Consider the following 14,200-nt stretch of genomic DNA (forward strand, 5'->3'; position numbering starts at 1 on the left):
ATAGCGGTTTTTTTGGAACAACTTACAGGCAGTGGCAGGAGAATTTTTCTGAATGGCCTAGTCCCTAGCATAAGGAACCAACATACGCTCGGCCCAATGGAACATTTTCGCCGTTGTTCAACAGAATGTTGGACGCACTACGGGCCCGGATGGCATCCTTGTTGATCAAATAGGATTTATGTATCCGGATAAATTTTTTGTTATTCAGTATGGTTTCGGAAACCTCCTTGAGGCATTTGCGCAGTACGATTTTCTTGCTGGTGGTGATGAACGTGGTGTAATTGCCCTCGGCATGGGCATATATCATGTCATCTACCGCGATCTTGGTCTTGTGTTTCCCGTCGGGTAAAAATATACTTTGACTTTCCTCTTGCGTTTCTACGTGATTAAAAGCAATTTCGATAGAAGCATACACATCATTCCGATTGAACGGTTTGACGATGTATCCGGCAGGTTTTGTTGATTTGGCAGCTTCTATGGTACTGCGGTCAGCATGCGATGTGAGGAAAATGAAAGGAACGCGATACGTCTGGTTGATTTCGTGGGCAAGGTCTATGCCGGTTTTTTGGCCGGAAAGGATGATATCGATTAACACCAGATCCGGATGGCTGGCTTTGATAGCCGACACAGCGTCTTCATAGCTCGTGCAAATTCCACAGACCTCATAGCCCAATTCCTCAAGCATGTACTCCAAATCCATCGTAATGATGAGCTGATCTTCTACAATAAGTATTTTTTTCCTTTTCATCCGAGTGGCAACGTTATGATGGCTCCTAGTTCAAATTCAATACAATCCGCAATGATGGAGCTAAAGTAGCGCGGAGACACCGGATTCGTTGTAGGAATATATCTACATGGCGGTAATACGCTTGTAGTCAGTTGGTTGGTTTTGATATTTTTTAGTTTGTTATTGACAGGAACCATCTTTTGATATCCAAACCTTTGAAAAACTGCTACCAAGCGTACTGGGCGTCGGCTCACTGTCCTTGATTTCGTAGGTCAATACGATGCTGCCTTTTCCCGGGTCGCCTTTAGCGGTGAGTGCGACGGTTTCGCCTTTTTTCAGTTGGACGGTTGTACTGAAAGGGAATGATGCGTGATGCGTGGTCACCGGGCCATCACTTGTTTGGTAGGTGATCGACGATACCGATGCTTGGTCATGCGTGGATACCTGATAGGTAACTAAACTGGGCTGCGATACCCGTATTGTCTCAATATCACAATCGCACTGCTCAGGAAATAATTCCATGCTTTTATCGCATGATAACAACGGTAATAAGATGAAAGGCAGCACTTTTATGATCACAGTTAAACTCATATTGGCATTACAGGTAATAATTCAATACTTGCAAAGGTGCCTATAAAAGCTGCTGAAAGCGGACAAATCCTTTCGTATTTTTTGATTTTGTAGCTGTTCCACTACAAGTTCCAGTCTCGCCCCACAAGCCAGTATGCAGCAACGGGATCGGCAGCTCAGTCATCGGATCCGGTCAATAGTGAATGTGGAAAACTTTTTTGTGGGGGAAAGTGGGAGAAAGTGGAGTAAATTCCTACTTTTACATCAGATTTATTGCGGAAAGTGTATATATGGGCCATTTGATAGGCGAATTTGATTGTAAGTTGGACACCAAGGGAAGGATGGTGTGGCCGGCTGCGCTCAAAAGGCAAATGCCTGATGTAGAGCGGTCAGGGCTTATTGTCAATCGTGGTTTCGAAAAGCATCTTGTTATTTATCCGCGGAATGAATGGGATAGGATTACACGCAAGCTGGCCAAATTGAATACCTATAAAGCACGGAACCGAAAGTTTATCCGTGATTTCACCCGTGGTGCAACCGAATTGGCGCTGGATTCCGCTGGCCGCGTGCTGCTGCCCAAATCCTTGCTTGAATATGGGCGGATCGAAACGGAAATCGTGCTTTCTTGCCAATTTAATAAGATTGAAGTGTGGTCTAAAGAGGCTTATAATGAATTGTGGGAAGATGATGAGGATGATGATTTTGCAGCATTAGCAGAGGAAGTGATGGGCGATGATGGGCTAGCGGATGAGGACGATGAATAAGGTGTATCATGTACCCGTAATGCTACGCGAATGTATGGATGCGTTGGCGATAAAGCCCGAAGGTACTTATGTGGACGTCACATTCGGAGGCGGGGGGCATTCGAAGGAAATATTGAAACAGCTGGGGGAAAGGGGCCGGCTATATGCTTTCGACCAAGATCCCGATGCGTTGCGAAACGCGATGGACGATGAGCGTTTCGTGCTCATACACCACAACTTTAGATTCCTGAAAAATAACTTGAGGCTGTATGGTGTGGCAACTGTTGATGGCATATTGGCGGATTTAGGGGTTTCATCGCATCAGTTTGACGATGCCCAGCGTGGGTTTTCTACGCGGTTCGATGCCGAGCTGGATATGCGCATGGATCAGACGGGGCATTTGGATGCTAAGCAGGTGCTGAACACGTACCCAGAAGCGGAGTTGCATCGCATCTTTGGTATGTATGGAGAGCTTCATAATGCGCGTACATTGGCAAACATCATCGTAACCGCACGTCTTAGGCAGTCCATCCATACGGTCGATGAATTGAAGGCCATTGTCAGGAAAGCGGTGCCGCGCGGGAAGGAACATAAATACCATGCGCAGTTGTTTCAGGCGCTTCGTATCGAGGTAAACGGAGAATTGGAAGCTTTGCAGGAATTTCTCCAGCAGGCGGCCGCGGTGCTTAAGCCCAGTGGGCGATTGGTGGTGATGTCTTACCATTCGTTGGAAGACCGGTTGGTAAAGAACTTCATGGCTAAGGGTAAATTTAGAGGTGAAATAGAGAAAGATTTCTATGGCAATGAGATTAAGCCGCTCAATGTGATCAGCCGCAAGGCGATTACCGCAACCGAAGCGGAAGTTGCCAGCAACAGTAGGGCCCGGAGTGCGAAGCTGCGGGTGGCAGAAAAAGTATAGGTGAAAAAACATGGCAAGAAACGAGTATAAACGACAGCCATTAAGTGAGGAGCAGCAGGCCGAATTGCAGGAAACGGTTGAAGAAAAGGCCGACGCTACGCACAATTTTTTTCGGTCGTTGGTCTCTTCGGAGCATTTTTCGTCATCGGCCTTTGTGGGGTATATTCCGTTTATCGCTTTTGTTGGCTTATTGACCATCATCTATATCGCAAACCGGCATTACGCTGAGCGCACGGTGCGGCAAATCGATCACTTAGGCAAAGAAGTAAAAGAGATGAATTGGGATTATAAATCCCTGTCGGCGGAGTTGATGAAGTTGACCACACAAAGCGAGATCGCCAAACGGGTAGATAGCATGGGGCTGAAAGAACGAACGGCACCACCCAAAAAAATAGTGGTTTTAAGAACAAAAGAATAAGTAAGGGATAATACTAAGAACATAGGCATGAACATCAGAACCGACATACTGCTTAGGGTATATCTGTCTTTCGGGCTGATTGTGCTCGTGGCCATCGCCGTGCTGGTCAAACTTTTCCATTTGCAATACGTGGAAGGGGATGCCTGGCGCGCAATGGCTGACAGTCTTTCTACCCGTTATGTGGATGTAGAAGCGGTCCGCGGCAATATTTTTTCTAACGATGGTAGTTTGTTGGCGACATCTGTACCCGAGTATGATCTTCGCATGGACTTGCTGGCCCCGGGTATCGAAGTGGATGATGTTTTCTATTCCAAGGTGGATTCATTGGCCTCGAAGCTTTCGGCGTTCTTTAAAGACAAGTCGTCGGCCCAATACTCGCGACTACTGAAGGAAGCGCGTAAAGATAAGAACAGGTATTACTTGGTTAAACGCGATGTTGGTCACCAAGAGTTGAAGAAAATCAAGCAATTTCCCATTTTCAACTTGGGCAAGTATAAAGGTGGATTGATAGCAGAACGTAAGAATAAGCGCATTCTGCCCTTTACGAATCTTGCAGCACGAACCATCGGATATAAGATTCCTGAAGAAGATGTGCATGTGGGCTTAGAGGGGGCATATGGTGAGTACATCGATGGGAAAAGCGGTAAGCGCTTGGTGCGGCGGATAGCCGGAGGTGTATGGATGCCGGTAAATCGCGAGATCGAGGTAGCACCGGTAGATGGGTCGGATATTATTTCAACCATCGATGTAAACATGCAAGACATGGCCCAACGGGCGCTGGAAAAGCAGTTGATAGCCAGCAACGCCGACAATGGTTGTGTCATCTTGATGGAAGTTGCGACGGGCGAAATACGGGCCGTTGCCAATTTTACCCGGGATGCCGAAGGTGTTTACCGCGAAAAGTTCAATTATGCCATTGCCCAAAGCGCGGAACCGGGCTCTACGTTCAAACTGGCTTCGTATCTAGTGGCCCTCGAGGATGGGAAGGTAGATACCAACACCATGGTGGAAACGGGGAATGGAACGTATCGGGTGCATCGGCACACCATCAAAGATACCCACGCCTATGGTACAATAACCGTGAAAAAGGCATTTGAAGTGTCGTCAAATGTTGCGGTCACCAAAATCATCAACGCGTATTATAAGAATAATCCGGCGGCATTCACCAAACGGTTGCATGCCCTGCATCTCAACGAACCGCTTGGCTTGCAGATACCCGGTGAGGGCAACCCGCTCATCAAGACACCGGATAGCAAGAGCTGGAGTGGACTTTCCTTACCGCAGATGGCTTACGGATACGAACTGAAGATGACGCCACTACAGATGCTTACCCTGTATAATGCAGTGGCAAACGATGGTACAATGGTGGCGCCGTTGTTTGTTAAGGAAATCCGGCATTTGGGCAACACCATCGAACACTTCGATACTCGTGTAATCGAGGAACGAATTGCCTCGGAAAGCACGATCGGTAAGCTACAGGCCATGTTGGAAGGGGTGATGATCGAGGGCACAGGCAAGCGAATGAGCAATCCACTGTATACCATGGCAGGCAAAACAGGTACCGCGCAAATGGCCGATGGGGCAAATGGGTATCGCGATCGCAAGTACCAATCGTCATTTGCCGGCTACTTTCCAGCAGACAACCCAAAATATTCCATGATTGTAGTCGTCCGGAACCCTCGCAATGGGTATTATGGCGCTTCCATTGCCGGGCCGGTATTCCGTGAGCTCGCAGATATGGTCTATGCCAACGACCTCGATCTACAGGATGATTTTGAGCGGATGCGGTTTGTCGGAAATACCGAACCACCACCTTCGCTGAAGGGTTCGAAAGCGGCTACATTGAGGGTTTTCGACGCGCTGGATATCAAGACTACGTACGCGTCTGCTGAACCGATGCAGCATATAGATACCGTAAAGGGTATCGCTTTTTCAGATGAAGCCATCAGGGAAGGTACGGTACCGGATGTGAAAGGAATGGGGCTTGTTGATGCGCTTTATGCGCTCGAAAATTCGGGATACCGGACAACGGTATCGGGCAAAGGTAAGGTGATTACGCAATCACTGGCAGCTGGGCAAAAGGTTAAGATGGGGACTTCAATACGGATTGAATTGAAATGATGGTGCTTAAGGACATACTCCATGGTATTCCGGTACGCAAGGTTGTCGGCAACCTCAACGTGGCCGTGGCAGATCTGTGCTTTGATTCGCGCAAGGCCGCGCCAGGCAGTATGTTTGTGGCCGTAGTGGGCACCCAAACCGATGGCCATGACTATATCGATGCCGCCTTAGCATTGGGTGTTTCCGCCGTGCTTTGCGAAAAAATGCCTGAATCGACTAATGATGACATCACCTATATACAGGTCGACGATACGGCCTTTGCGCTAGGTATATCAGCTTCCAACTTTTTTGGAAATCCATCGAAGAAATTAAGACTTGTAGGTGTAACGGGTACCAATGGTAAAACAACCATTGCTACGCTGCTCTATAAGCTCTTCAGGAAGCTTGGATACGAAGCTGGATTGCTTTCCACTGTACAAAACCAAGTGGGCGATCGTACGGTGGCGGCCACCCATACCACGCCGGATCCCATCGCGTTGAATAAGCTCTTGCTGGAGATGGTCGAAGTGGGTTGCGATTATTGTTTCATGGAAGTGAGTTCCCATGCCATCGTACAGCGACGGATAGCAGGCCTGAATTTCGCCGGCGGAATTTTCTCCAACATCACACACGACCACTTGGATTTCCACAAGACGTTTGATGGGTATATCCAAGCAAAAAAGGCATTTTTTGATAACCTCAATAGGTTCGCATTTGCGCTCTCCAATGCCGATGATAAAAATGGCTCGGTGATGCTTCAGAATACATTTGCCCACAAGAAGACTTATGGCATCAGAAGCATGGCCGATTTCAAGGCGAAGGTAATTGAAAATCACTTCGATGGCATGATGCTTTTTCTCGATGGCCACGAAGTATGGGTGAAGCTCGTTGGAGGGTTCAATGCCTACAATATCCTGGCCGTGTACGGCGCAGCCATATTGCTGGAACAGGAGACCATGAAAGTACTGACTGCCCTAAGCAATATCACGGGGGCCGAAGGACGCTTTGATACGCTAATTTCGAAGCGCGGTGTCATCGGCGTAGTGGATTACGCTCATACACCCGATGCGGTGCAGAACGTACTCGAGACCATTCGCGACCTTCGTAAGAATAAGGAGCAGATTATCACGGTACTCGGATGCGGAGGCGACCGCGATAAGACAAAGCGCCCCCAGATGGCTGCCGTTGCTGCTAAAAACAGCGATAAGGTAATCATCACGTCAGACAATCCGCGGACAGAAGATCCGATTCGTATTATCCAAGATATGGAGGCAGGCATCCCCAAAGAAAAAAAGCGGAATACCTTCTCCATTGCCGATAGAAGGGAGGCCATACGTGCAGCGTGCCATCTGGCACAACCGGGAGACATCATACTGGTAGCGGGCAAAGGACATGAAAAATACCAGGAAATTAATGGTCAACGGCACGATTTCGATGATCGGGAAGTGCTCATTAAAACATTGGACGAACAGTAGCGAACTATGTTATACTATTTATTCAATTGGATAGCAGACGACATCCACATCCCCGGTTCGGGCTTGTTTCAATACATCTCGTTCCGTACGGCTATGGCAGTTATTGTATCGTTGATCATTACCACCGGCTATGGAAGCCGTTTGATCCGCGTACTACGGGCCAAGCAGGTGGGGGAGACCATCAGGGATTTGGGGTTGGAAGGCGAGAAGAAAAAGCAAGGAACCCCTACCATGGGCGGGTTGATCATTATTGCCGGAATTCTAATACCCACGCTGTTATTCGCCAAACTTGAAAATATTTATGTCATCCTCATGCTGATTACCACGGTATGGATGGGTGCGATCGGTTTCCTGGACGACTACATCAAAGTATTTCGTAAAAATAAGGAAGGGCTGGCCGGTCGGTTCAAAATCGTTGGACAGGTGGGTTTGGGAATTATCATCGCCTGCACCATGCATTTTCATCCGGATATTGTAGTTCGTGAAACCGTGGCAAACCCGGCGTCGGGTACCGATGTAGAAATGCATGTACAGGAAAATACGGGTCGAAAATACTATACGGAAGATGTAAAATCGACGAAGACAAACATTCCGTTTTATAAGGACAATGAGTTCGACTATGCCAAGGTGCTCACCCTATTTGGTCTCAGCGGTTCTTCGCTCACATTTATGGTGTTTCTGGTTGTCGTAGTGTTCATTGTGACAGCCGTATCAAATGGTGCTAATATCACTGATGGAATTGATGGACTTGCCACAGGAACCTCGGCAACCATAGGCGGAACCCTTGGTATTCTTGCCTATGTGTCTGGTAATGTGATTTTCTCCGACTACCTGAATATCATGTATATTCCTAATTCTGGCGAGCTCGTTATTTTCGCGGGAGCGTTCGTAGGGGCGTGTACGGGTTTCCTATGGTATAATTCGTACCCTGCTCAGGTATTTATGGGTGATACGGGAAGCCTGACCATCGGTGGCATTATCGCGGCATTTGCCGTGATGATCCGTAAGGAGCTATTGATTCCAATGCTATGCGGTGTCTTCCTGGTTGAGCTTGTGTCTGTCATCACGCAAGTTTCATATTTTAAGTACACAAAACGGAAATACGGTGAAGGACGCAGGATTTTCAGGATGTCACCACTCCATCACCACTATCAGAAAAAAGGATACCACGAAGCAAAGATCGTTACGCGCTTTTGGATATTGGGCATTATACTGGCTATACTCACGATTGTGACATTGAAAGTAAGGTAAATTAGATGGCAGCGATACCGACATATCATTATCCACAACAGGGCAAACTTACAGTGCTTGGCGCCGGCGAGAGTGGCATCGGTACGGCCATACTTGCTCGGAAAAAGGGTTTTGAAGTTTGGGTATCTGATGTCGGATCGATTTCCGGACCGTATAAGAAGCAGTTGCTAGATGCCGGTATTCCTTTCGAGGAAGGTATGCATACCGAATCGAGGATACTGGACTCGGCTATCGTCGTGAAAAGCCCCGGAATACCCAATACCGTGCCCATTGTGCAGAAATTGAAGGGCCAACACACGCCGGTAATCGCAGAAATTGAATTCGCTGCGCAATATACGAACGCCAAGCTGATATGCATCACCGGTTCCAACGGAAAGTCTACGACCACCATGTTGACCTGGCATATATTGAGCCAAGGTGGGCTCAATGTAGGCTTGGCAGGCAATATTGGAAGAAGCTTCGCGCTCCAGGTAGCCCAAGAGCAGTATGATTACTATGTGTTGGAGCTGAGTAGCTTCATGTTGGATGATATGGAATACTTCCGGGCCGACGTAGCGGTGCTATTAAATATCACGCCCGATCACCTCGATCGATATGACCATAAGCTGGAAAACTATGTGGATTCCAAATTCCGTATCATCAGGAATCAACAGCCCGGCGACCTGTTCATCTATTGCGCGGACGATCCCAATACCGTCGCGGGATTGGGTGAACATCACGTGGCTGGAGCAATACTGCCATTTAGCATCACCGAGAAAATAGAACCGGGTGCTTACTTGAATGACAACAACGAAATAGTGATTAACGTACCACATCAAGATACATTTACGATGGATATCAATGAACTTTCCCTACAGGGTAAACACAACGTCTACAACAACATGGCTTCCGGATTGGTTGCCAAAGCCCAAGAGCTTCGTAATGTCTCCATGAAGGAGAGCATGGGGTCGTTCAAGAACATCCCCCACCGCCTGGAATTTGTGGCGTGCATTGCGGGAGTCAACTACATCAATGATTCCAAAGCGACCAACGTGAACGCGGTTTGGTATGCGTTGGAAAGCCTCGCTCCTCAGATTGTATTGATCATGGGCGGGGTGGATAAAGGCAACGATTATGAAATGTTACGCGATCTGGTACAGACAAAGGTTAGGGCGATCGTTTGTATCGGAAAGGACAATTCGCGGATATACGACTCTTTGGAGGAAGATGCGCGGATTATTGTAAATAGCTCGAGTATGCGGGATGCCGTAGAGATCGCTTCACACCTGGCCCAAAAGGGCGATACGGTGTTGTTGTCGCCGGCCTGCGCGAGCTTTGATTGGTTTAAGAATTTCGAAGATCGGGGCGACCAGTTTAAGGATGCCGTTATGGATCTATGAGTCGGTAACTGAAGAAGTATTGACAAGGAAGCTGAAAGCCGATTGCTGGAAGCTGAAAACTAAGAAGAAATGGAACGAGCGTTTTCAAAGTTGAAAGGTGACAGGTGGCTATGGATTATTATCATCGTGCTATCGGTATGGTCATTGCTTGCCGTGTACAGTTCGGTAGGGACCTTGGCTTATAAGGAAGGAAAAGGTACGGAAGTGTACCTTATCAAGCACACGCTGCTCATATTCGGAGGTTTCGCGTTGATGTACTTTTCACATTTGCTCGACTATCGTTGGTATGCGGGAATATCCAAGATCCTGATGGCGATAACGATTCCGTTGTTGTTTTACACGTTGATATTCGGGAATACCATCAACGACGCCAGCCGATGGGTAACCATTCCTGTTATTAATCAAACGTTTCAGACATCCGATTTGGCGAAGCTGGCATTGATTACCTTCCTGGCTCGAACATTAACACGTAAACAGGAGAACATCAAGGATGTAAAAAAGGCATTTCTGCCCATAATGGGATCGGTGTGCATCATATTTGTGCTCATCGCACCAGCCAACCTGTCTACCGCCCTACTGATGTTCGGCGTGAGTGTGCTCCTGCTGATCATCGGTCGTATTAGCATCAAACAGATCGCTTACGTTTGCTTAGGGGTGTTCGTGCTGCTGGTTTTGGTCGTTTCGTTGGGCCCGCGGCGGCAGACGTATATGTCGCGCGTGGAAACATACCTAAGCGGCGAAGAAGGCGATTCGGAGAAGGCATACCAGTCAAATCACGCCAAGATCGCTATTGCGTCTGGTGGACTGTTTGGCAAAGGCCCCGGTAATAGTACGCAACGGAATGTGCTCCCCCACCCGTATTCGGATTTTATTTTTGCGATCATCGTCGAAGAATACGGCGCGATAGGGGGCGCGGTACTGGTGTGCTTGTATGTCGCGCTCATGTTTCGATGCATACGGATTGTGACACTGAGCCCCAAAGCCTTCGGGGCACTGCTGGCAGCAGGATTGGGATTCAGTCTCACCTTGCAGGCGCTTGGAAACATGGCCGTGGCGGTGGGGCTTGGACCGGTCACCGGTATCCCTTTGCCCCTAGTCAGTATGGGTGGAACGTCTATATTATTTACCAGTGTTGCCTTCGGTATTATCCTGAGTGTAAGTCGCAACATCGACGAGCTAAAGGAAATAGGTGGCTCATCAGAGCGAAATAAGAAAGTAGTGGTAGGTGAAATCCCAGCGATGGGGTAATTTTTGGGACCATGGGAAAGCGAATCATCATTAGCGGCGGCGGTACGGGAGGACATATCTTCCCGGCGATAGCGATTGCCAATGCGGTGAAGCGGCTCGCACCGGATGCGGAACTGTTATTCGTGGGGGCAAATGGCAAGATGGAAATGGAAAAAGTGCCCGCTGCCGGTTATGAGATTGTCGGCCTCGATATCCAGGGGATTAACAGGAAATCACTGTGGAAAAATCTCACGTTGCCTTTCAAACTGTATAATAGCATCAGTAAGGCCCGACAGTTAGTCCGCGATTTCAAGCCGGATGTCGCAGTAGGGGTGGGTGGCTATGCGTCGGGGCCGTTGCTTTATACCGCTGCCCAGATGGGGATACCATGCCTTATCCAAGAGCAAAATTCGTATGCGGGTATCACCAACAAGCGGCTGGCACGAAAGGTGGATCGGATCTGCGTCGCTTTTGGGGGAATGGACCGGTTTTTCCCCAAGGAAAAGATCATGTTCACCGGAAATCCCATTCGACGCGATTCGGTAGATATTCAAAACAAGCGGTTTGAAGCATCGCAATTGCTCGGTATCTCACCGCACAAGAAAACCATCTTGTTGACCGGCGGGAGTTTGGGTGCCCGTACGTTAAACGAATGCATGCTGGAAGGCTTGGATAAACTCGTTGCTGCAGATGTGCAGCTAATTTGGCAGTGTGGCGCCTATTACCATCAGGCGCTTCGCGAATCGATCGGTGAAAAGTATAAGGACCATGTGAAATTGACCGCCTTTCTCCATCGAATGGACCTTGCTTACGCGGCTGCGGATATCATCATTGCAAGAGCGGGTGCAGGCACCATTGCCGAGCTTTGCGCAGTAGGTAAGCCCGTCGTATTGGTCCCATCCCCAAATGTGGCGGAAGACCATCAGACGAAAAATGCCCAAGCGCTGGTGGACAAAGCAGCAGCAGCCGTGGTGAGCGATGCCGAGGCACCAGCGCGATTGGTCGCTGAGACATTGGAATTGCTGCATGATCGGAGACGGTCGGAGTTGCTGATGGGAAATATTAAGGCGTTGGCGATCTTGGATGCCGATGAAGTGATTGCGCGCGAGGTGCTAAGGCTGGCAGGAACTAAAGTATAAAATCGCGCTGAGGCACGAAGGCCGACAGCAGAACATAAAGAAAATGAACATAAACAACATCAGACAAGTATACCTTATCGGAATCGGCGGCATCGGCATGAGTGCCCTGGCACGCTATTTCCGTCACCTGGGTTGTCTGGTGGGTGGATACGATAAAACGGAGACGGAGCTGACCCGACGGTTGGTGGCCGAGGGTATTTCAGTAAACTATACGGATGATTTCACCATCATCCATGATGCCTTTAAATCGACAGATGAGCATACATTGATCATCTACACACCGGCCGTGCCCAGTGAACTGGCCATCCTTAACGAGTTTCAGCAGCTGGGCCATGCCCTGTTCAAACGTTCGCAAGTATTGGGGTTGATCAGCCAGAACAAGTTTACCATAGCAGTTGCCGGCACCCACGGCAAAACAACGACATCGACATTGATCGCCCACATCCTCACCGATAGTGGGTACGGCTGTTCCGCTTTCCTGGGCGGAATCAGTACAAACTATAACAGTAACGTGCTGTTCTCGGACAACCATGTGATGGTGGTGGAGGCCGATGAATATGATCGGTCTTTTCTGACATTGTATCCCGATATCGCTGTGGTGACTTCGGCCGATGCAGACCATTTGGATATCTATGGGGATAAGGATCATCTCCACGAATCGTTCCTGTTGTTCTTGAACCAGGTGCATGAGGAAGGAAAGCGTATCGTGAAGACGGGTTTGCCTTTCGATGCGGATATCGGCTACTCGGCCACGGGGCCAGCGGATGCCTATGCAGACAATATCCATGTCAAACATGGAGCGTTTTATTTTGATTACGTCTGGGATGAGGGAAGCATAGCTGATGTGCACCTCGGCATTCCGGGAAAACACAATGTGGAAAATGCTGTGGCGGCTATCACTGTTGCCCGGCAATTGGAAATTCCGACAGCGAAGATCGTGAAGGCGTTGTCCTCGTTTGCAGGTGTAAGACGCCGTTTTGAGTATATTATAAAGACGGACGAAACGATTTTTATCGATGACTACGCCCATCATCCAGAAGAATTGAAGGCTTTTTTATCTGCTGTAAGGCAACTTTACCCTACGAAAAAGCTTACCGCCATCTTCCAGCCGCATCTGTTTAGCCGAACGCGGGACTTTGCGGATGGCTTTGCGGAGGCATTGTCCAGTGTAGATACCCTATTGCTGATGGAAATCTATCCGGCCCGCGAAATGCCAATTAAAGGTGTCGATTCGCGGATGCTACTGGATAAGGTCACCATCGGCGACAAACATATTGCGGGAGCAGACAATATAAAGGAGTACGTGCGCCAAACCCGGCCGGAATTGCTCGTAACGGTTGGGGCGGGTGATATTGATTTATTGGTGAAACCACTTAAAGCAATTTTGGAACATGTTTAAGCGGTTGTCATATCGATTCAATTGGCGCAACCTACTGTATAGTGTAGCAGGGCTGGCGCTGTCTGCTGCACTGGTGTTGTTGATGGGCTTTATTGGCAAGAAAAGTGGCGAACAAGCTTGCTCAGCGGTCGAGGTTATTGTGCTCGGGGATGAATCATTCATCGAACAGAAAGACATCACCGCTATGTTGACGGAAAGCTATGGAGAGCTCGTAGGCCGTACCTTGGAAAGTATCCCTATCCATAAGATAGAACAAGATTTGCGTCAAATACCTTATGTGTTTTCTGCCATCGTTACCATAGATATGGATGGTCAGCTGATTATCCGTGTCAAACAGCGGGAAGCAGTAGTCCGGATCATAAACAAGGAAGGGGTCGATTTCTACATCGACCGGCAAGGGCATAAAATGCCAGTGTCGCTAAAGTATGTGCCGCGTGTGCCCGTCGTGAATGGATACATATCCGAACCCTATGACGGTACGCTCGATAGTACGAAAAGCCAGCTGATGAACGATATTTTTAAGACAGCTCAATTTGTCAGCGGCGACAGCGTGTGGAATAGTCAGGTGGTGCAGTTATATGTAAACGAATATCAGGATATCGAATTGGTGCCCCGCGTGGGTACACAGCGGATCATATTGGGCAATGCCGACTCGCTGGAGCGTAAATTCGAAAAACTGCTGCTATTTTATCGCAAGATCGTTCCCAGAACGGGCATTAATGCCTACAAGACTGTAAACTTGAAATTTGCCGGGCAAATCGTATGCGAAAGGGATGAGCGCTTTAAACTGGAGGATATCATGATACCGGATTCAACTTATAATAGTATAACAAACAGCATCAATACACAATAG

13 protein-coding genes are annotated in these 14,200 nt (G+C 48.4%); 11 read left to right on the plus strand and 2 right to left on the minus strand.

The annotated features are described in order from the left end of the window. Positions 1-64: 64 nt before the first annotated feature. Positions 65-748, minus strand: a complete 684-nt coding sequence (locus tag IEV98_RS09275) for a response regulator (RefSeq protein ID WP_188505566.1) — start codon at positions 746-748, stop codon at positions 65-67. Between the two features lie 159 nt (positions 749-907). After that, the gene (locus tag IEV98_RS09280) at positions 908-1,249 is read right to left on the minus strand and encodes a hypothetical protein (protein ID WP_188505567.1); all 342 of its coding nucleotides are present in this window, start codon (positions 1,247-1,249) and stop codon (positions 908-910) included. Positions 1,250-1,587: 338 nt separating this feature from the next. Here IEV98_RS09280 and mraZ point away from each other — a divergent pair, with 338 nt between their 5' ends. The 11 genes from mraZ (at position 1,588) to IEV98_RS09335 (ending at position 14,200) form a co-directional block, all read left to right on the plus strand. Further along, positions 1,588-2,061, plus strand: coding sequence for a division/cell wall cluster transcriptional repressor MraZ (gene mraZ / locus IEV98_RS09285; RefSeq protein ID WP_188505568.1), 474 nt, complete (start codon positions 1,588-1,590; stop codon positions 2,059-2,061). After that, positions 2,054-2,959, plus strand: coding sequence for a 16S rRNA (cytosine(1402)-N(4))-methyltransferase RsmH (gene rsmH / locus IEV98_RS09290; RefSeq protein WP_188506186.1), 906 nt, complete (start codon positions 2,054-2,056; stop codon positions 2,957-2,959). The genes mraZ and rsmH overlap by 8 nt, the downstream gene beginning before the upstream one ends. Positions 2,960-2,969: 10 nt before the next feature. Continuing rightward, positions 2,970-3,377 (plus strand): FtsL-like putative cell division protein, encoded by a 408-nt coding sequence (locus tag IEV98_RS09295; RefSeq protein ID WP_188505569.1) that lies wholly within the window; start codon positions 2,970-2,972, stop codon positions 3,375-3,377. A 27-nt stretch (positions 3,378-3,404) separates the two neighbouring features. Next, entirely contained in the window at positions 3,405-5,498 is a 2,094-nt protein-coding gene (locus IEV98_RS09300; protein WP_188505570.1) for a PASTA domain-containing penicillin-binding protein, read from the plus strand. Then, positions 5,495-6,952, plus strand: coding sequence for a UDP-N-acetylmuramoyl-L-alanyl-D-glutamate--2,6-diaminopimelate ligase (locus IEV98_RS09305; RefSeq protein WP_188505571.1), 1,458 nt, complete (start codon positions 5,495-5,497; stop codon positions 6,950-6,952). The genes IEV98_RS09300 and IEV98_RS09305 overlap by 4 nt, the downstream gene beginning before the upstream one ends. A 6-nt stretch (positions 6,953-6,958) precedes the next feature. Beyond that, entirely contained in the window at positions 6,959-8,203 is a 1,245-nt protein-coding gene (gene mraY, locus IEV98_RS09310) for a phospho-N-acetylmuramoyl-pentapeptide-transferase (protein WP_188505572.1), read from the plus strand. A 5-nt stretch (positions 8,204-8,208) separates the two neighbouring features. Further along, on the plus strand, positions 8,209-9,582 hold the full coding sequence (gene murD / locus IEV98_RS09315) for a UDP-N-acetylmuramoyl-L-alanine--D-glutamate ligase (protein ID WP_188505573.1): 1,374 nt from the start codon (positions 8,209-8,211) through the stop codon (positions 9,580-9,582). A 69-nt stretch (positions 9,583-9,651) separates the two neighbouring features. Then, positions 9,652-10,830 (plus strand): FtsW/RodA/SpoVE family cell cycle protein, encoded by a 1,179-nt coding sequence (locus IEV98_RS09320; protein ID WP_188505574.1) that lies wholly within the window; start codon positions 9,652-9,654, stop codon positions 10,828-10,830. A gap of 11 nt (positions 10,831-10,841) precedes the next feature. Then, the gene (murG, locus tag IEV98_RS09325; protein WP_188505575.1) at positions 10,842-11,948 is read left to right on the plus strand and encodes an undecaprenyldiphospho-muramoylpentapeptide beta-N-acetylglucosaminyltransferase; all 1,107 of its coding nucleotides are present in this window, start codon (positions 10,842-10,844) and stop codon (positions 11,946-11,948) included. A gap of 43 nt (positions 11,949-11,991) precedes the next feature. Continuing rightward, complete coding sequence (gene murC / locus IEV98_RS09330) at positions 11,992-13,347, plus strand: UDP-N-acetylmuramate--L-alanine ligase (RefSeq protein ID WP_188505576.1); 1,356 nt, start codon at positions 11,992-11,994, stop codon at positions 13,345-13,347. Then, positions 13,340-14,200 (plus strand): cell division protein FtsQ/DivIB, encoded by an 861-nt coding sequence (locus IEV98_RS09335; RefSeq protein ID WP_188505577.1) that lies wholly within the window; start codon positions 13,340-13,342, stop codon positions 14,198-14,200. The genes murC and IEV98_RS09335 overlap by 8 nt, the downstream gene beginning before the upstream one ends.

It is taken from the genome of Parapedobacter pyrenivorans, from assembly GCF_014636865.1.
GTDB classification, from domain to species: domain Bacteria; phylum Bacteroidota; class Bacteroidia; order Sphingobacteriales; family Sphingobacteriaceae; genus Parapedobacter; species Parapedobacter pyrenivorans.

Coding starts and splice junctions, on each gene's coding strand:
- IEV98_RS09295 (WP_188505569.1), top strand. CDS start 2,970: ATGGCAAGAAACGAGTATAAACGACAGCCATTAAGTGAGGAGCAGCAG.
- mraY (WP_188505572.1), top strand. CDS start 6,959: ATGTTATACTATTTATTCAATTGGATAGCAGACGACATCCACATCCCC.
- IEV98_RS09305 (WP_188505571.1), top strand. CDS start 5,495: ATGATGGTGCTTAAGGACATACTCCATGGTATTCCGGTACGCAAGGTT.
- mraZ (WP_188505568.1), top strand. CDS start 1,588: ATGGGCCATTTGATAGGCGAATTTGATTGTAAGTTGGACACCAAGGGA.
- IEV98_RS09335 (WP_188505577.1), top strand. CDS start 13,340: ATGTTTAAGCGGTTGTCATATCGATTCAATTGGCGCAACCTACTGTAT.
- IEV98_RS09300 (WP_188505570.1), top strand. CDS start 3,405: ATGAACATCAGAACCGACATACTGCTTAGGGTATATCTGTCTTTCGGG.
- IEV98_RS09275 (WP_188505566.1), bottom strand. CDS start 748: ATGAAAAGGAAAAAAATACTTATTGTAGAAGATCAGCTCATCATTACG.
- murD (WP_188505573.1), top strand. CDS start 8,209: ATGGCAGCGATACCGACATATCATTATCCACAACAGGGCAAACTTACA.
- IEV98_RS09320 (WP_188505574.1), top strand. CDS start 9,652: ATGGAACGAGCGTTTTCAAAGTTGAAAGGTGACAGGTGGCTATGGATT.
- rsmH (WP_188506186.1), top strand. CDS start 2,054: ATGAATAAGGTGTATCATGTACCCGTAATGCTACGCGAATGTATGGAT.
- IEV98_RS09280 (WP_188505567.1), bottom strand. CDS start 1,249: ATGGAATTATTTCCTGAGCAGTGCGATTGTGATATTGAGACAATACGG.
- murG (WP_188505575.1), top strand. CDS start 10,842: ATGGGAAAGCGAATCATCATTAGCGGCGGCGGTACGGGAGGACATATC.
- murC (WP_188505576.1), top strand. CDS start 11,992: ATGAACATAAACAACATCAGACAAGTATACCTTATCGGAATCGGCGGC.